The sequence below is a fragment of the Sphingopyxis chilensis genome, from assembly GCF_035930445.1.
GTDB lineage: Bacteria > Pseudomonadota > Alphaproteobacteria > Sphingomonadales > Sphingomonadaceae > Sphingopyxis > Sphingopyxis chilensis.
Genome location: NZ_CP142394.1, coordinates 2,845,840 through 2,863,310, shown reverse-complemented (window position 1 = coordinate 2,863,310; position 17,471 = coordinate 2,845,840). Strand labels below are relative to the sequence as shown.

Annotated in this window: 18 protein-coding genes; 11 read left to right on the top strand and 7 right to left on the bottom strand. The window is 65.8% G+C overall.

Going from position 1 to position 17,471, the window contains the following annotated elements:
- Positions 1-171, bottom strand: coding sequence for a NepR family anti-sigma factor (locus VSX79_RS13285; RefSeq protein WP_179494681.1), 171 nt, complete (start codon positions 169-171; stop codon positions 1-3).
- A gap of 210 nt (positions 172-381) precedes the next feature.
- Between VSX79_RS13285 and VSX79_RS13280 the strand changes: the two genes are divergently transcribed.
- The 7 genes from VSX79_RS13280 to xth all read left to right on the top strand — a co-directional run bounded on the left by VSX79_RS13280 (position 382) and on the right by xth (position 7,265).
- The gene (locus tag VSX79_RS13280; RefSeq protein ID WP_179494683.1) at positions 382-1,176 is read left to right on the top strand and encodes a response regulator; all 795 of its coding nucleotides are present in this window, start codon (positions 382-384) and stop codon (positions 1,174-1,176) included.
- 66 nt (positions 1,177-1,242) lie between these two features.
- Positions 1,243-3,951 (top strand): bifunctional [glutamine synthetase] adenylyltransferase/[glutamine synthetase]-adenylyl-L-tyrosine phosphorylase, encoded by a 2,709-nt coding sequence (locus tag VSX79_RS13275; protein ID WP_326913585.1) that lies wholly within the window; start codon positions 1,243-1,245, stop codon positions 3,949-3,951.
- Positions 3,948-4,412, top strand: a complete 465-nt coding sequence (locus VSX79_RS13270) for a peroxiredoxin (RefSeq protein WP_179494687.1) — start codon at positions 3,948-3,950, stop codon at positions 4,410-4,412. Before VSX79_RS13275 ends, VSX79_RS13270 begins: the two co-directional genes overlap by 4 nt.
- Positions 4,412-5,203, top strand: coding sequence for a ferritin-like domain-containing protein (locus tag VSX79_RS13265; protein WP_326913584.1), 792 nt, complete (start codon positions 4,412-4,414; stop codon positions 5,201-5,203). Before VSX79_RS13270 ends, VSX79_RS13265 begins: the two co-directional genes overlap by 1 nt.
- 143 nt (positions 5,204-5,346) lie before the next feature.
- Entirely contained in the window at positions 5,347-6,021 is a 675-nt protein-coding gene (locus tag VSX79_RS13260; RefSeq protein WP_257018024.1) for a M23 family metallopeptidase, read from the top strand.
- 91 nt (positions 6,022-6,112) lie between these two features.
- The gene (gene erpA / locus VSX79_RS13255; protein WP_179494694.1) at positions 6,113-6,454 is read left to right on the top strand and encodes an iron-sulfur cluster insertion protein ErpA; all 342 of its coding nucleotides are present in this window, start codon (positions 6,113-6,115) and stop codon (positions 6,452-6,454) included.
- Positions 6,455-6,494: 40 nt separating this feature from the next.
- Entirely contained in the window at positions 6,495-7,265 is a 771-nt protein-coding gene (gene xth, locus VSX79_RS13250; RefSeq protein WP_326913583.1) for an exodeoxyribonuclease III, read from the top strand.
- 37 nt (positions 7,266-7,302) lie between these two features.
- Here xth and VSX79_RS13245 read toward each other — a convergent pair whose 3' ends face one another.
- The 3 genes from VSX79_RS13245 to VSX79_RS13235 all read right to left on the bottom strand — a co-directional run bounded on the left by VSX79_RS13245 (position 7,303) and on the right by VSX79_RS13235 (position 11,089).
- Complete coding sequence (locus VSX79_RS13245; protein WP_326913582.1) at positions 7,303-8,424, bottom strand: DUF1501 domain-containing protein; 1,122 nt, start codon at positions 8,422-8,424, stop codon at positions 7,303-7,305.
- Between the two features lie 3 nt (positions 8,425-8,427).
- Positions 8,428-9,858, bottom strand: coding sequence for a DUF1800 domain-containing protein (locus tag VSX79_RS13240; RefSeq protein WP_326913581.1), 1,431 nt, complete (start codon positions 9,856-9,858; stop codon positions 8,428-8,430).
- 64 nt (positions 9,859-9,922) lie between these two features.
- The gene (locus VSX79_RS13235) at positions 9,923-11,089 is read right to left on the bottom strand and encodes an N-acetyltransferase (RefSeq protein ID WP_326913580.1); all 1,167 of its coding nucleotides are present in this window, start codon (positions 11,087-11,089) and stop codon (positions 9,923-9,925) included.
- Positions 11,090-11,215: 126 nt separating this feature from the next.
- Between VSX79_RS13235 and VSX79_RS13230 the strand changes: the two genes are divergently transcribed.
- Positions 11,216-12,334 (top strand): fatty acid desaturase family protein, encoded by a 1,119-nt coding sequence (locus VSX79_RS13230; RefSeq protein ID WP_407697225.1) that lies wholly within the window; start codon positions 11,216-11,218, stop codon positions 12,332-12,334.
- Between the two features lie 17 nt (positions 12,335-12,351).
- Here VSX79_RS13230 and VSX79_RS13225 read toward each other — a convergent pair whose 3' ends face one another.
- The 3 genes from VSX79_RS13225 to lptF are packed head-to-tail and all read right to left on the bottom strand — an operon-like array spanning position 12,352 to position 14,958.
- Positions 12,352-12,645, bottom strand: a complete 294-nt coding sequence (locus VSX79_RS13225) for a hypothetical protein (protein ID WP_326913578.1) — start codon at positions 12,643-12,645, stop codon at positions 12,352-12,354.
- Positions 12,646-12,700: 55 nt separating this feature from the next.
- A complete protein-coding gene (gene lptG / locus VSX79_RS13220) occupies positions 12,701-13,801 on the bottom strand; it encodes an LPS export ABC transporter permease LptG (protein WP_179494707.1) in 1,101 nt (366 codons plus the stop codon).
- The gene (gene lptF / locus VSX79_RS13215) at positions 13,801-14,958 is read right to left on the bottom strand and encodes an LPS export ABC transporter permease LptF (protein ID WP_326915256.1); all 1,158 of its coding nucleotides are present in this window, start codon (positions 14,956-14,958) and stop codon (positions 13,801-13,803) included. Before lptF ends, lptG begins: the two co-directional genes overlap by 1 nt.
- Positions 14,959-15,145: 187 nt before the next feature.
- Here lptF and VSX79_RS13210 point away from each other — a divergent pair, with 187 nt between their 5' ends.
- Genes VSX79_RS13210 through VSX79_RS13200 form a run of 3 tightly spaced genes read left to right on the top strand, consistent with a single transcriptional unit; the run spans position 15,146 to position 17,467 of the window.
- The gene (locus VSX79_RS13210) at positions 15,146-15,619 is read left to right on the top strand and encodes a DUF2141 domain-containing protein (RefSeq protein WP_179494711.1); all 474 of its coding nucleotides are present in this window, start codon (positions 15,146-15,148) and stop codon (positions 15,617-15,619) included.
- 5 nt (positions 15,620-15,624) lie between these two features.
- Complete coding sequence (locus VSX79_RS13205) at positions 15,625-16,599, top strand: diacylglycerol/lipid kinase family protein (protein WP_179494713.1); 975 nt, start codon at positions 15,625-15,627, stop codon at positions 16,597-16,599.
- Between the two features lie 7 nt (positions 16,600-16,606).
- Positions 16,607-17,467, top strand: a complete 861-nt coding sequence (locus VSX79_RS13200; protein WP_326913577.1) for a hypothetical protein — start codon at positions 16,607-16,609, stop codon at positions 17,465-17,467.
- Positions 17,468-17,471: the final 4 nt, after the last annotated feature.

Here is a 17,471-nt window from a genome sequence, read left to right as displayed (position 1 = left end):
TCAGTCGAGTTTGCTCAGCAGGTCCAGCAAGGATTGGGGAATCGTCTCGTCCACCGTCGATTCATAGGCGCGGCGCAGGGCGCCGTTGACGTCCTGTCCCTTGGCCGGGGGTTTTTTATCCGCGTGCTTACCGGAGGCCTCGCTGCGTGGCGAACCGGCTTTAGACGACATTATCGAGGCATCCGCTGAACATAGGGCCTTTTGCTAACCGCGCATACACCAAAGAGCAATGGCGCGTTTGTTCCTTCGCCATGAAACTATTTTAAGGCTAAATCGTTCCCAAAGGTTGAAATATATCGGATGGTGGCGGGGAGGCATGGGGGCTTGTCCCTTTTCCGGACGCGTCCACCCCGGTTTTTTAGGGCTATCAGGAGGTAAAATATGTCATTGGGTCAGTCGGTTGCGCCGCACCTTCCCTATCTGCGGCGTTATGGCCGGTCCGTTTCCGGAAGCCAGCAGAACGGCGATGCGCTGGTCGCCCGGCTGCTCGAAACGCTGGTGGCCGACCCCGGGGCGATCGATACCGGCGCCGACCTGCGCATCCAGCTGTACCGGATGGTACACGACAATTTCGGATTGATGGCCGAACAGGCGGCGGCGAACGACAGCGACACGCTGACCGATATCGCGATTGCCGACGCGCGGCTCCGCCGCATTCCCTCGCTGGCGCGGCAGGCGTTGCTGCTCACTGCGGTCGAAGGTTTCAGTGCCGAGGACACGGGGCGCATCATTGGCCGCGATGCCGAGGCGGTGCGCTCGCTGATCGCCGACGCGACCGACGAGATCGACCGCCAGACGCGCGCGCGCATCCTGATCATCGAGGACGAGCCGATCATCGCGATGGACATCGAAATGATTGTCCGCGACCTCGGCCATGACGTCGTCGCCGTCGCGACGACGCACCGCGAGGCGGTCGACGAGGCGCAGAAGCACCAGCCCGGCCTCGTGCTCGCCGACATCCAGCTCGCGGACAACAGCTCGGGGATCGAGGCGGTGCAGGAAATCCTCACCGACCTTAAAGTGCCGGTCATCTTCATCACCGCCTTTCCCGAACGGCTGCTCACCGGCGACCGCCCCGAGCCGGCCTTCCTGCTCACCAAGCCGTATCAGCCCGCGACGCTGCGCGCGGCGATCTCGCAAGTGCTGTTCTTCGACGAAAGCACGATTCCGGCCTAATCTATCCGTTCGTCATTGACGGGGTGGGGGTTGCCACCTTCATGGGCGCGGGTGATAGGCGGGGTCATGACGATCATGGACGTTTCCAGCCGCCAGTCGGCGCTCGACCGGCTTACAGCCCATGCGCCGTTCCTAGCGCGGCTCGCCGAGCTTAATCCCGACGATGTGACGTGCTATTTGAGCGAGGGCACCGACGCCGCCCTCGCGGCCGTTGCGCCGCCGCCGGTCGACGACGATATCATGCGCACACTGCGCCGGTGGCGCGGCCGGACGGCGCTGCTGCTCGCGCTCGGCGACCTGTCGGGCGAGCATGATGTCAGGACGACGACGCGGCTCTTGTCGGACTTCGCCGATGCGGCGTGCGATGCCGCGCTCGCCGCCGCCTTTGCCGAGCGCGTGCCCGGTGAGGCGCCGCGCGGCCTTGTGGTGATCGCGCTCGGGAAGCTCGGGAGCCACGAACTCAACTATTCGTCGGACATCGACCCGATCCTGATCTTCGATCCCGAAACGCTGCCGCGGCGCTCGCGCGACGACCCGGACGAGGCGGCGGTGCGGATCGCGCGGCGGATGGTCGAAATCCTGTCGGCGCGCACCGCCGACGGGCATGTGCTGCGCGTCGACCTCAGGCTTCGTCCGCATCCGGAGGTGACGCCGATCGTGCTCCCCGAAAGCGCCGCGATCTCCTATTATGAATCCGAAGCGCTCGCATGGGAGCAGGCGGCGTTCATCCGCAGCCGCGCGTCGGCGGGCGACCGCGCGCTCGGCGAGAATTTCCTTGCGGCGATCCAGCCCTTCATATGGCGCCGCAGCCTCGATTTTCGCCAGCTCAAGGAAATCGGCGCGATGAGCGACCGGATCCGTGACCATTTCGCGCAGGGGCAGGCGTTCGGACCGGGTTTCGATTTGAAGCGCGGGCGCGGCGGCATCCGCGAGATCGAATTTTTCGCGCAGGTCCACCAGCTCATCTACGGCGGCCGCGATCCGTCGCTGCGCGTGCCGGCGACCGTCGATGCGCTCGCCGCGCTAGCCGCGGCCGGACGGGTCGAACCCCAAGTCGCGGCGCGCCTGTCGGGCCATTATGCCACGCTCCGCCGCATCGAGCATCGGCTCCAGATGATCGAGGACCAGCAGACGCACAGCCTGCCGACGCAGGCCGCCGCACTCGACTGCGTCGCGCGGCTCGACGGCGAGGCTGACGGCGCGGCGCTGCTCGCGGCGCTCGATCCCGTCGTCGCCGACGTCGGCAGCTGTTACGACCGGCTCGTCGCCGAACGCGCGACGACGACGGGTCTTCCCCGCGACGAGGGCGGCCTTGCGGCGGAACTCGCGGCGGCGGGGTTCGACCCGCCCGATGCGGCGCTGCGCACGATCGCAGAATGGCGCGGTGGCAAACAGCGCGCGCTGCGTAGTCCCGCGGCGCAGGGTGCGCTCGAAACGGTGCTCCCCGAATTGGTCAAAGCGCTCGGCGCAGCGCCCGACCCCGACGCCACGCTGCTGCGCTTCGACAAGCTCGTCGGCGGTCTGCCCAGCGCGATCAATTTTTTCCACCTGCTCGCGGCGCAGCCCGAACTTGCGAAGATCGCGACGCGCACCCTGTCGCTCGCGCCGACGTTGGCCGAGGCGCTGGGTGCGCGCGTCGAACTGATCGAGGGACTGATCGACAAGCGCGCGTTCGAGGCGCCGGCGACGAAGGCCGAGCTGCTCGCCGAATGGGCGCCGGGGCTGGCCGGCCTCGACTATGAGCGGCTGCTCGACCGTGCGCGCGACCGCGTCGGCGAGCGGCGTTTCGCTTATGGGGTGCAACTGATCGCGGGGGCGAACGACCCGCTTACGATCGCGGGCGGCTATTCCGAACTCGCCGAAGCCGCGCTGCAGGTGCTCGCCGATGCGACGGTCGCCGAATTCGTCGCCGCGCATGGCCGCATCGACGGCAGCGAGCTTGTCGTGCTCGCGCTCGGCCGGCTCGGCGGCAGGGCGCTGACGCATGCGTCGGACCTCGACCTCATCTATCTGTTCACCGGCGATCATCTGGCCGAATCGGACGGGCCGCGTCCCCTGGGGGCTACAACCTATTACAACCGCCTCGCGCAGCGCGTGACCGCGGCGATGTCGGTGCCGACCGCGGCGGGCAAGCTTTACGACGTCGATACGCGTCTCCGGCCGCAGGGGGCACAGGGCCCGCTCGTCGTGACGGTCGACAGTTTCGAGCGCTACCAGCGCGAAGAGGCGTGGACGTGGGAGCATATGGCGCTGCTTCGCGCGCGGCCGGTCTATGGTTCCAACGAAGCGCGCGCGGAGGTCGAGCGCATCATCGCCGAGCTGCTGGCGATCCCCCGCGATCCGGCGAAACTGGCCGCCGATGCCGCCGAAATGCGCGACAAGATCGCCGCGCACAAGCCCGCGAAAGGCGCGCTCGATATCAAGAGCGGGCCGGGCGGGCTCGTCGATCTCGAATTCGCGATGCAGGTGACGCAGCTCGCGAGCGGGCGGTGCCACGATCCGAATATCGCGGCGGCGCTGGCGTGCCTGAAGGCGGCGGGCCTGGCGCCGGCCGAAGTCTGCGACGCGCACCGCCTGCTCGCGCGCATGCTCGTCATGCTGCGCCTCACCGCCCCCGACGGGGAACCCGCGACCGTCGCGGCACGGGGGCTCGTCGCGGCAGCGTGTGGCGAGCCGGGCTGGCCGCAGCTGCTTGCCGCGCACGACATGGCGCGGCAGGAGATCGCGAACTGGTGGGCGTTGATTCGCCCGGCGCAACAGGAGAGCAAGACATGACCCTCGCAATCGGAGATGCCATTCCCGCCGTGAAACTTCTCGACGCTGACGGCGCGGCGATCGATCTTGCGGCGATGAAGGGGGCGCCGCTTGTCGTGTATTTCTATCCCAAGGCCGATACGCCCGGCTGCACGACCGAGGCGCAGGATTTCACTCGCCTCGCGCCCGAATTCGCGCATCTGGGCGCGCAGGTTCTGGCGGTATCGCGCGACGCGCCGGCAAAGCTCTGCAAGTTCCGCGACAAATATGGCCTGACCGTCCGGCTCGCCTCCGACGAGGATGGCGCGGTGTGCGAGGCGTTCGGTACTTGGACCCAAAAGCAGAATTACGGCCGCACCTATATGGGTATCGAACGTTCGACCTTCCTGTTTGGGCCTGACGGCAAGCTCGCGAAAGAGTGGCGCAAGGTGCGCGTGAAAGGGCATGCCGACGCCGTGCTGGAGGCCGCCAAGGCGCTCTGATGCCGAGCCTGGGCGAAGCCGCGCGCGTGGTCTTGCTGACGCCGGACCCGCACGACAAACGCCGCGCGGCGCGCCGCTTGGCGCGGGCGTGGCGGCGCGGCGAGATCGAACATCGCTGCGATACGCCGATGCCCGAGCGGCCGGAGTGGCCCGCCGAACCCGAACTGCTCGCACCGAACCAGATGCCCAAGCGCGGCAAGGGCGGGTCGGAACGCGGCCGCATCGCGCTGCTCCATGCGCTCGCGCACATCGAATTCGTCGCGATCGACCTCGCGGTCGATCTGGTCGGCCGCTTTGGCGGCGAATTCCCGCGCGCGTTCGTCGACGACTGGATCGGGGTTGCCGCCGACGAGGCGATGCATTTCGCGTTGCTCGACCGCCGCCTTCGCCAGCTTGGCAGTCACTATGGCGCGCTTCCGGCGCACGCGGGGCTGTGGGAAGCCGCGCAGGTTACCGCCGACGATGCGCTTGCGCGCCTCGCGATCGTGCCGATGGTACTCGAAGCGCGCGGCCTCGACGTCACGCCCGCGACGGTCGAGCGCTTCCGCAGCGTGGGCGATGCGGTTTCCGCAAAGATTTTATCGCGTATTTACAACGATGAAATCCGGCATGTGAGCGCCGGCACACTCTGGTTCCGGCAAAAGTGCGATGAAATGGGATTCAACGCCGTCGAAACGTGGCACGCCCTAGTAAAATCGCGCTTTCGCGGCGGTTTGAAACCGCCGTTCAACGACTCGGCGCGCCGACGTGCCGGTTTAACGCAAGAATTCTACGCCGTTATTGCTTCGTAAGGATTGGAACAGCACACAGGCTTCCGCGGGGGATGAGCAATCATCCAAACCAAGAAACACCGGCGCCAAGGCCTTTTTCCGGGCTTTGGCGACATGGCAAACGCGGGGTCGTTGTTTTGATTAACACTCTTCTGGCGCAGAAGTTGCACCAAGTCGCAATATTTTGCGCCGCAGCATGTTTTGTAGCGGCCACCCCGGCCGTCCACGCCGCCGAAACCAGCGCCGACGCTGGCATTGTCGCTCCCGACGAACCCGATGACGACAGCTTCGACGCTGGCGTGCCGTCGGCCAGCGAGGACAGCGAAGCCCGCGCGATCTTTCAGGCGTGGAAACGCCTCGACACCGGCCTGACCGCCTCGATCGGTGTCGCGATCCCGTCGCGCCGCCCGATCGAGCAGATGTCGCTCTCGTCGTCCTACGGCATGCGCGTCCATCCGGTCACCGGCAAGGTCGCGCGCCACAACGGCATCGATATTCCGGCGCCGCGCGGCACCCCGATCTATGCGACCGCCGACGGCATCGTCGGTCGCGCGCAGCGCCTTGGCGGTTATGGCAATTATGTCGAAGTCGAACATGGCAATGCGATCCAGACGCGCTACGGCCATATGTCGTCTTACATCGTGCGCCCCGGGCAGCAGGTGAAGAAGGGCGACATCCTCGGCTATGTCGGTTCGACCGGCCGTTCGACCGGCAACCACCTCCATTATGAAGTCCGTATCGAAGGCGCGCCGGTCAATCCGATGCCGTTCGTTCGCTCGGACCAGATGGCGATCGCCGCGATCACGGGCAAGAATGTCGCCATGGGCGGTCCCGAATAAGAGCTTTTACAGGGTCGGAGAGGAGGGGCGCCAGGCGGGGTAACCGTCGCGGCGCCCTTTTCATTTGCGCACGACCCCTTATCTAGCGGTCATGGCCACACAGCTTTCCGATATCACCCTCTCGTCCGCCGCCGCGGCCCGCGTCCGCTGGATCGCCGACCGCAAGGGCGAAAGCGAGGCCGCGCTACGCCTTGCGGTCGATGGCGGCGGCTGCTCGGGCTTCACCTATCGCTTCGGTCTTGCCGAAAGCATCGACGCCGATGACATCGTCACCGAAACCGATGGCGTGAAACTCGTCGTCGATCCGGTCAGCATCGACCTGGTGCGCGGCTGCATCGTCGATTTCGTCGATTCGCTCGGCGGTTCGTCGTTCAAGGTCGAAAATCCCAACGCGGCCTCGGGCTGCGGCTGCGGCTCTAGCTTCTCGATCTGACGCCTTTCTAAGCTGCCAGCTTGCTGGCATAGGTGCGGCCATGAAAATCGCGACCTTCAATATCAACGGGATCAAGGCCCGCTTGCCGCGTCTTGTCGAATGGCTCGAGGAAACGCAGCCCGATATCGCCTGCCTGCAGGAATTGAAATCGAGCGACGAGACGATGCCGACCAAGGAGATCGAGGCGGCGGGCTATGGCTTCCTCTATCACGGGCAAAAGGGGTTCAACGGCGTCGCGATCCTGGCGAAGGGGACGCAGCCCGTCGAAACGCAGCGCGGGCTCGCGGGCGAGGATGAGGACGAGCAGTCGCGCTATCTGGAGGCCGACGTTCACGGCCTGCGCGTCGCGTCGATCTACCTCCCCAACGGCAATCCGCAGCCGGGACCGAAATTCGATTACAAGCTGCGCTGGATGGCGCGGCTGCGCGAGCGCGCGAAATTCCTCCTCGCGAGCGAAATCCCGACGATCCTGACCGGCGATTACAACGTCATCCCGCACGACGACGATGTGTGGGACCCGCGCGCGATGTCGACCGACGCGCTGATGCAGCCCGATTCGCGCGACGCATGGTTCCGCCTGCTCGGCGACGGCTGGACCGACGCGATCCGCAGCCGCCATCCGGCGGGCGGCATCTGGACCTTCTGGGACTATCAGGCGGGCGGCTGGCAGCGCGACCATGGTTTCCGCATCGACCATCTGCTGCTCAGCCCCGCGCTCGCCGACCGGCTGGTCGATGCGGGCGTCGACAAGGATCATCGCGGGCGCGAGAAGGCGAGCGACCACGCGCCGACGTGGGCGGTGCTGGCGTAAAGCGCATCGCAATGGCGTTGGGCGTTGGGCCTTGGGGTTAGGCGTCAGGATACAGCGTCGTCATCACGCGTTTCGGGTCGAGCGCATAATGATGCGCGACCGCACTCGCGATCACGCTTTCGAGGTTGCGCGTGGGCTTGAGGTCGCGCCCCTCATAGCGCGCCGCGGCGCCAAGCCCCGGCCAGTCGGCCGACACCTTGCCGCCCATCGCCAGACCGCCGCCGAGCAGCATCGCGGTTGATGCGGTGCCATGGTCGGTGCCGCCGGTGCCATTGACCTCGACCGTGCGGCCAAATTCGGTGGCGACGATGACCAGCGTGTCGTTCCACGCCGGGCCGAGCCCCGTCTGCAGCGCGCCGATCAACTGGTCGAGCCCGCGCAATTGCGCCGCGAGGCGGTTCCGCTGGCCGCTGTGCGTGTCCCAGCCGCCGGTTTCGACCATCATCACGCGCGCGCCATCGGCGGGCAGCATCAGCGACGACGCGAGCTTGCCGAGTTCGGCGCCGTTGCGGCCGTTGTTGCCGCCAATGTCGCTCGCCAGTTCCTGCGTCTTGACCGCGCTGTCCCACAGCGGGTGGAGGAGGGGATCGTCGGCATACATCGCGGTCAACCGCGCGATCAGGTCGGCGTCGGCTTGCGGCAGGCGGCTCGGCGCATAGGTGCCCACCTGCACCGATCCGCGCAGTGCGAGCGGCACCGCGGGGGCGATTGCGATCGCGTCGCGCTCGGGCGCGGGGAGCAGCGTCAGCAGCCGCCCGACCCAGCCGTCGTCGCGGCCATAGGGGCGCGATCCGCCGCCTTCGAGCATATTCTGTCCGTCGAAATGCGACCGGTCGCGATAGGCCGTGGCGACGGCATGCGCGAAATGGGCCTGCTTGCCGGTATAGAGGCCCGCCGTCTGGGCGAGGGCCGGGTGGAGCGTGAACATCGCGTCGAGCTTCGCGCCGCCCGCGGTTTCGTCCGCCATCGCGCGGCGCGCGGCGGCGAAGGCGGGATCGCCCGTCGGCGCGACGGTGGCGAGCCCGTCGGCGGCGCCGCGCTGGATGACGAAGACGAGGCGTTTGGGCGTGCCCGCCGCAGCATAGGCGAAACCGGGCAGCGCGCCCGCGGCGGCAACCGTGATCCCCGACAGGATGATCGAGCGGCGTGAAAGGATCATCGTCTATCTCCGCAAGAAGGCGGGGCTGGCGAACAGCATCGCGAGCCCCTGGCCGGGGCTGTCGGCGCGCGCGATGGCCTGGCTCGTTTCAGGGGTGAGCGCGTCGGCAAGGACGAGTGGGGCGAGCTGGCGCGCGTCGGCGCGGTCGCCGATCCGGCCCGCGATGCGGCTGGCGAGTTCGACGCGCTGCATGAGCGCCGCCGATCCCGCCCAGGTGGCGACCATATCGTCATAGCCCTTGGGCGAACCGGGGCGCCACACCGGCTGGCCGAGCTGGGCGAACATCGCGGCGATATTCTGTCGCTCACCGAGCCCGGGCGTTTTCAGCGCGCGCAGCATCGACACCGTCCAGTCCCATGGCGATTTGAACATCGTCGGCGCCGCCGTCCATGGTTCGGGCGAGGCGATAAGCGTGCGATAGAGTGAAGGCAGGTCGCCGCCGGTGCGTTCGAAATCCTGAGCCAGCCGGTCGACGAGCGGCGCGGGCGGTTCGTCGGACGTGAAATGCCGCGCGAGCTTGGTCGCGACGTGGCGCGCGGTCGCGGGGTGGACGGCAAGGTCGCGCAGCACGGCCTCGGCCTGGCGCCCGCCCGGCTGGTCGTAACGCTTGCCGAGGATGGTCAGCGCCCCGGGTTGGTGGAGCCGATCGACGAAGACGGTCTCGCCCGGCCGTGTGTCGGCGGGCATCAGCCTTTGTCCCGCACCGCGTCCGATCCCGGCGACGGTCAGGCCGGTGAGCGCCTTGGCGAAATTCGTCACATCGGCCTGCGTATAGCCGGCGCGCACGCCGAGCGTGTGCAACTCCATGATCTCGCGCGCCAGATTTTCGTTGAGCCCCGGCGCCTGCCGCTTGCCACGATTGCGTACGCGGGCCGCAAACGGACTGTCGGGGCCGAAGCTTTGCGCCTGATCGAGAAAGAGCAGCATCGCGGGGTGGTGGACCGCAGCGCTCAAGAGGTCAGAAAATTTGCCCATGACATGCGGGCGGATCGCGTCATTCTCGTAATTGCCGGCGAAGCCGACGACGGTCTGCTTGTCCGCCGAGATCGCGAAATGATTGGACCAGAAATGAACGAGGCGTTCGGCGAAGGGCGTCGGCGTCGCGACGGCGGCAGCGAGGCGCGCGCTCGCAGCCTCGCCATAGTGGCGGCGAAAACCGGCGCGCGACATGCGGCGCATCGCCTCGACCGCATTGCCGTCGTCGTCGCGCATTTCCGCATTCTTCGCTTCGCGGCGCATCGCCTGCCGCTCGTCGCGATATTCGGCATAGGCGGTCGCGATCGCCTCGCGCCCCGCGAGGTCGGCGATGGCCGCGGGGGCGGGGTCGTAATCGCCGATCTGGCGGATCAGCCAGTCTTTCGGATCGCCCATCGCCGGATCGTCGAAGCGGCGGCCAAGCCCGAAGCGATTTGCGGCAAGATACTGGACTGCCATGACAAAGCCTTTCCGTGCTCCCAATGCACGATGGCTGTCATTTGTCGCAAAGCTGTCCCAGCGATCAGAGCATTTTGTCGTAAATCTGATACACCCGGTTGACCTTGGCCTCGATTGCTTCGGCGACCGCGTTCATGCCCTGATTGTCGTCGAGCACCCAGCCGATATCGCCGCGTTTGGTGCCATAATCGCGCACCGCGTCGCGGCGGATATATTCGATCATCATGAAGGCGAGCGTGCTCGCCATACGGCTGTTCTGCAGCTTCTTCGCGACGCCCATCAACGGCACGCGCAGGATATGGCTCTGCGGCCTCCGCAGCCACCACAGCAGCCGCGCCCAATTGAAGGGAAGCAGCGAGCCGTCCATGTCGATCAGCAGCTGATTGATGTTGGGCAGCACGATCATGAACGCGACCGGCTCGCCGTCGACTTCGGCGACGCGGATCAGATCCTCGAAGACGATATCCTTCAGCTTCTTGCCGACATAGGCGATTTCGCTGTCGGTCAGCGGGACAAAGCCCCAATTGTCCGACCATGCATCGTTGAGCAGCCCCATGATCAGTGTCGCCTCGGCATCGAAGCGGCGCTTGTTGACCTTGCGGATGCGGATACGGCCGTTCTTCTCGCCCGCCGCGACGATGCGGTTGACGATCGGGGGAAATCCGTCGTCGATCGCGACGTCGTAATTCAGCAACTGCTTGACCGGCCGATAGCCTGCGCCCTCGACCCAGCCGCGATAGAGCGGGCTATTGTGCCCCATCATCACCGTCGGCCGGTTGTCGAAACCCTCGATCAGCAGGCCGGGTTCGTCCCAGATCGAAATCGACAGCGGGCCGAGCGAGCGGTGCATGCCCTGCGTGCGGAGCCAATCCTCGGCCGCGGCGAGCAATGCCTGTGCGCTCGCCTCATCCTCAGCCTCGAGCAGCCCCCAATTGCCCGTGCCCGGCCCCATGCCCTGTTCGGCGGGCTGGGCGAGCGCGAGTTCGTCGATATGCGCCGAGATGCGCCCGATCGTGCGCCCGTCCCGCCGCGCGAGGAAAAACTGCGCCTTGCCATGTTCGAACCACGGATTCTTGCCGGGGGTGAGCAGGCCGTAGACCTCGCCCTTCAGCGGCGGAACCCATGCCGGATCGCCGCGGTTGAGCCGGAAAGCGAGCTCGACAAACTCGCGCAGGTCGTCCTTGTCCTTGACCGGATGAATGGTGATCGGGCCTTGGTTGTGCGCACTCATACTGGTTTCCTGAAAAGCCAACCCTATATTTGTGGCGACGCATTAGGGCATAGAAATGGCGCTGGCGACCCGCATTCGGCCATTTTGCTGCCACGAAATCATGGTGAAGATCCGCCTATGTTAGCGATGAACACTCTTGTCGACCGGCTGTCGACGCCCGCGGCGGCGCCGGTTCCCCCGTCGGCGGATGCCGATAAGTTGCCGAAGTCCGCGATCGCGGACGATATGGCGATGATCCGCGCGGCTTCGGAGCTGACGCGCGATCTCGTGCAGCCGAGCGCGCGCATTTATTGGACCGATTTCCTCGCCTCGACTTTCGTCGGCTATGCCGGCATCGCGGCGGCGATCCTTGCGCCCTCGACCGCGTGGATGCTGGTCGCCGCGGTAATTGCGGTCGTCGCGCTCTACCGCGCGGGGAGCTTCATTCACGAGCTGACGCATATCCGGAAGAACGCGCTGCCGGGTTTCCGCCTCGCCTGGAACATCCTCGTCGGCGTGCCGCTGCTGATCCCGTCGTTCATGTATGAGGGCATTCACAGCCTGCACCACAACCGCACCAAATATGGCACGGTCGAGGACCCGGAATATCTGCCGCTCGCGCTGATGAAGCCGTGGACGGTGCCGTTGTTCGTTGTCGCAGCGGCATTTGCGCCGCTCGCGCTCGTCTTCCGCTATGCGGTGCTGACCCCGCTGTCGTTCCTGATCCCGCCGCTGCGCCGGATCGTCGTCGAACGCTATTCGGGGATGATCATCAACCCGCTGTTCCGCCGCAAGCCGCCGGAGGGCGAGTTCCGCCGCCAGTGGGCGTGGCAGGAAGGCGGCGCCTGGGCGTGGTCGAGCCTGCTGATCGCAGCCGGCGTGTTCGGCTGGGTGCCGCTGCGCGCGCTGGTCATCTTCGGCGCGATCGCCGCCGCGACGCTGGTGCTCAACCAGATCCGCACCCTCGTCGCGCACCTCTGGGAAAATGACGGTGCGGTGCTGACCGTCACGGGCCAGTTCCTCGACAGCGTCAACGTCCCGCCGCCGGGCCTGCTGCCCGAATTGTGGGCGCCGGTGGGGCTGCGCTATCATGCGCTGCATCACCTGCTGCCGGGCGTTCCCTATCATGCGCTCGCCGAAGCGCACCGCCGCCTGAAGGACGCGCTGCCGTCGGACTCGCAATATCATGGTGCGAATTACGACGGGCTTCCGGGCCTCGTGGTACGGCTGGTGGCGGGTTCGGCGCGCGGCGCCGCTGGAGCGTAAAAGCTATCGCCCGCTCTCTATGCGCGCTGCAGTCTGGCTATTATCACGAGGGCGTATAGTATCATTGCGGCTTGAGCAATTTTGAGCGCCTGTTGTTCGTAACCGCCAAATAGTTCCAAGCCGGCGTGGTATATGACTGTCGTAACCAGCAGCAAGACGAGTAGCAACAGGCAGATGATTTTCTGAAGCCTGGTAGCCGCAGCATATTCAGGTTGAGCATGTCCCCGTCTGCGCCGAGCATAGGTAATCGCCAAGATCGCCAAGGTCACGACCGCCGCCCACAGCGTCGGGGTGGAGATGATTTCAGCCATATCTGCTGCCATAGTTCGTCGGGTCGCTGCGCCTGCCGTCGATGATTTTCCGCCCCTATTCCTCGGTCCGTATCAAGATCATCTCGCCGATCAGCGCAAACAATATGAACGGCCCCCACGCCGCAAGAAAGGGCGAATAGGCGCCGAGATCGCCCATCGCGAGCGCGAAATTGTCGGCGACGAAATAAGCGAAACCAAGCCCCATGCCGATGATCGCGCGCACGAACAGCTTGCCCGATCGCGCGAGGCCGAACGCCGCGACGGCGCCCAGCAGCGGCATCAATATCGCAGACAGCGGCCCCGAAATCTTGTGCCAGAGCACGCCCTTGAGCGCGCCGACGGGACGCCCCGCGGCCTCGAGGTCGGCGATCGCCGAGCGGAGCTGGAGGAAGGGCAACTCGTCGCCGTCGACCTGCGCGAGCGTGAACTGGTCGGGGCGCACATTTTTCGCCGCGATGATCGTGCCCAGGGGTTCGAGCGTGCCCGACCGGCGCATGAAGCGCCGCGCGTTCGTCAGTTCCCAGCCGCCGCCCGCAACCGCGCGCGCGCTGTCGGCCGAGAGCATCGACGACAGCACGCCGCCGGTGCGCTCGTAAATCGTGACATAGCCGAGGACGATCGTCGGGCCGCTGGTATCGACCGTCGTCGCGTTGATCAGGTCGTCGCCGTCGCGAACCCAGATATTGGTGCGTATGCCGCTGTCCTTGGGGACCTTTTTATATTCGACCTTCTGCCACGCGCTGAGCGCCGCGGTCGAGCGCGTCACGATGCGTTCGTTGAAAGCGAAGCTGATCCCCGCGACGAGCAATGCGGCGAGGAACAGCGGCGCGAGCACCTGATGCGCCGACATGCCCGCCGCCTTCATCGCGATGACCTCGCTGTTCTGGTTGAGCGTCACCATCGTCAATATCGTGCCGAGCAGCACGGAAAAGGGCAGGAAGGTCTCGATGATCTGCGGCAGCCGCATCCCGACATAGCGCCACACGTCCGCATCGCTGTTGCCCGCGACGCCGAGGATCTTGCCGCTTTCGCCGAGCAGGTCGAGCGTCTGGAGAATCAGCACCAGCGCGAAAAGGATCGAGAAGGAGCGGACGAGGAAGAGGCGGCCGACATAGAGCGCCATCGTGCGCGACGGGAAAAAATGAAGCTGGTGCATCAGGCTTGCCGTATCTTGTCGCGCTGGAACATGCTGAGCAGGCCGCGGATCTTCTGCGCCGCCTTGGCGGCGACGCGTTCGAGCGCGCCGATCGGCTGCCCGCCGGGAACGTGCGCGATCGTATAATACATCCAGACCGCCAGCGCCGCGAAGAGCAGATAGGGAACCCAGAGCGCGATCAGCGGATCGATCGTCCCGCGCGCGCCCAGATCCTCGGCATATTGGTTGATCTTGTGCTGGGTGACGAGCAGCACGATCGACAGGAAGACCCCGAGCGACGATGTCGATCGTTTCGGCGGTATCGCGAGCGCGACGGCGATCAGCGGGATGAGGAACATCGACATCACCTCGACGATGCGGAAGTGGAAATTCGCCCGCGATTCGAGGCGCGTCTGTTCGGGCTGGCTGCTGTCCTTGCCCGCAACGAACAGCTCGGGAATCGTCATTTCACGGTCGGCGCCGCCGCGCAGGCGGAACGCCTCGATCTTGGGCAGCGGGATCGGCAGGTCGTGATTGTCGAAGGTCAGGACACGCGGCACCGAAAATTTGGGCGATTCATGGATCAGGACGCCTTGCGACAGGCGCAGGATGATCGTGTTCGGATCGTCGGTCGCCAGGAACTGACCGCGCGCCGCGGTCGCCGACACGCGCTGCCCGTCGCGTTGCTCGCCGCGCACGAAGATGCCGCGCAAGGCCCGCCCGTCATTATAGCTTTCCTCGATGCGCAGCGTCATGCGGTCGCCCAATTTGGTGAATTCGCCGACCTTGATCGATGCGCCGAGCGCGCCCGAGCGCAATTCGAACTGCAGCCCTTCATAGGCATAGCGCGCAACCGGCTGGATGAAGCCGACGATCGCGAGGTTCAGCGCCGCGAGCGCGATCGCATAGGCGAAGGGGATGCGCATTAACCGCCCGAAACTCATCCCCACGCCCTTGAGCACGTCGAGCTCGCTCGACGTCGCAAGCCTTCGGAAAGCAAGGAGAATCCCGAGCATCAGCCCGATCGGGATGCCGAGCGAAAGATATTCGGGGATGAGGTTGGCGAGCATACGCCACACGAGGCTGACGGGGCCGCCCTCGGTCGCGACGAAGTCGAAGAGGCGGAGCATCTTTTCGAGCACGAGCAGCATCGCCGACAGGACGAGCGTGCCGAGCATCGGGAAGAAAATGAGCCGCGCGATGTAGCGGTCGATGGCAGGCAGCTTATTCAATCTTTCGTCGCCCCATCACCATGATTTGGCCGCAGTTGTTTCCGATATGCCGATTCAAGGGCGACAGGGACCCATGTCAGCGCGCGCTCTCGCGCTCGCTGGGATGGCTATAGCCTCTGGAGGTTTTGAGGTCATGTCGAAATTTGTATCCGCACTGCTTGGCGTTTCCGTGCTGGCTTTCGCCGCATCGGCGCAGGCGGAAGGCCGGGTCATCTCGAACGATCTGTCGCAGTGCAAGAGCGGCCCGTCGACGCTGGTCCAGATCAGCGGCGTCAAGGCGTCGACCGGCAAGATTCGCGTGCAAAGCTATCGCGGCACGTCGGCTGACTGGCTGGAGAAGGGCCGCTGGCTCGCCCGTATCGAAGTGCCGGCACGCGCCGGTTCGATGACCGTCTGCGTGCCGCTGCCCGAAGCGGGCGTGTACGGCATCGCGGTGCGTCACGACGTCAACGGCAACGGCAAGACCGACATCTCCCGCGATGGCGGCGGGATGTCGAACAATCCGAGCATCAACATCTTCAACCTCGGCAAGCCGAGCTACAAGAAGACGGCCTTTTCGGTCGGGGATGCGCCCAAGAAGATCTCGATCACGATGAAATATATGTAACGGATATGGCCAGCGTCGCGCTCCTTTCGAATCCACGTTCGACGGGCAACCGTGCCCTGTTGCCGCAGGTTCGCGAATATTGCGCGTCGCATCCCGACATCTTCCATTACGAAGTCGAGGACGTCGACCAGATCGGCGAAGCGATCCGCACGATGGCGATGGTCAGTCCGCGCATCGTCGTCATCAACGGCGGCGACGGCACGGTGCAGGCGGCGCTGACCGAACTTTACTCGGGCGGCCATTTCGGCGGTTCGCCGCCGCCGGTCGCGGTGCTTCCGAACGGCAAGACCAATCTGATCGCGCTCGACCTCGGGGCGGAGGGCGATCCGATCAAGGCGTTGCAGCGCGTCGTCGACCTGGTCGAGAGCGGCCGGCTCGAAGACCATGTGATCGAACGCCAGCTGATCTCGCTCGACAGCGGCGATGAATCGCGCCCCGTGCTCGGCATGTTCCTCGGCGGCGCCTATCTCGCCGACGTGATGCTCTATTGCCGCAATCGCATCTATCCGCTCGGCCTGCCCAACGGGATCTCGCATTTCCTCGCGGCGATGCTCGCGCTGTTCGCGATCATCTTCGGTATCGGCGGCGGGCGGCTGCCGCCCAAGCCCGAGCCGATGACGGTGTCGTTGGTCCGCCAAGGCGAGTTCAAGGGCAAATTCTCGCTTCTGATCGTCACGACGCTCGAGAAACTGCTGCTCAGCATCCGCACCAGCGAAGCCTATGGCACGAACGGCAATATGAAGCTGCTCGCGACCGACAGCAATGTCGGGGCGCTGTTCCGGATGCTCGGCGCGACCTGGCGCGGGACGCTGGGGCAAAAGCAGCTCGAGGGCGTGCATTTCCAGCAGGGTGACGAAATCCGTATCGAAGGCGAACGCTCGAACGTCATCCTCGACGGCGAAATCTTCCAGGCCAAGAACGGCATGCCGATCATCCTGACCTCGACGCAGCCGGTTCCCTTCCTGCGCCTCGCCGCCTGAGCCTTTCATGTCCACCCTGTCCGAACTCGTCCGCGAAGAACTCGGGGGACCCGTCGAACCGCGCGTCGCCGCGATGGCGGCGGCGCTCGCCGCCCAATATCCGGGCAGCGCGCGCGCGGTGCTCTTTTATGGCAGTTGCCTGCGCGAAAGCGAGCTAGACGGGCTGATGCTCGATTTCTATCTGATCGTTTCCGACTATGGCGACGCCTATCCGAAACGCTGGATGGCCGCGGCGAACCGGCTGATTCCGCCCAATGTCTTTCCGTTTCAGCACGGCGGGCTGATCGCGAAATATGCGGTGCTGAGCGAAGCCGATTTCGACCGGCTGAACGGACCCGAGACGCGCAACGTGTCGGTGTGGGCGCGTTTCGCCCAGCCGTCGCGGCTCGCCTGGGCAGTCGACGATACCGCGCGCGACCGCGCCGTCGCGGCGGTATCGCGCGCCGCGCCGACCTTGCTCGCGGCGGCGGGCCGGGTCGATGGCGAAGCGCCGCTCGACTGGTGGCGCCGCGCCTTTTCCTTGACCTATTCGGTCGAGCTGCGCGCCGAGCGCTCCGGCCGCGCGCAGTCGGTCGTCGATGCCGATGCTGCCCGTTACGAACGATTCGGTGCACCCGCGATCGTGGCGATCCCGAAGAGCGCGCGCGCCGGAGGATGGGCGCGCCGGCGGCTCGAAGGCAAGCTGCTCAGCGTCGCCCGGCTCGCCAAGGCGAGCCTGACCTATGCCGGGGGGATCGATTATCTGGCGTGGAAGATCAATCGCCACGCCGGGACCAAGATCGAAATCAAGCCGTGGCAGCGCCGCTGGCCGCTCGTCGCGGCGCTGACGCTTGTGCCGCGTCTGATCCGGGGCGGCGCGATCCGCTGAGGAG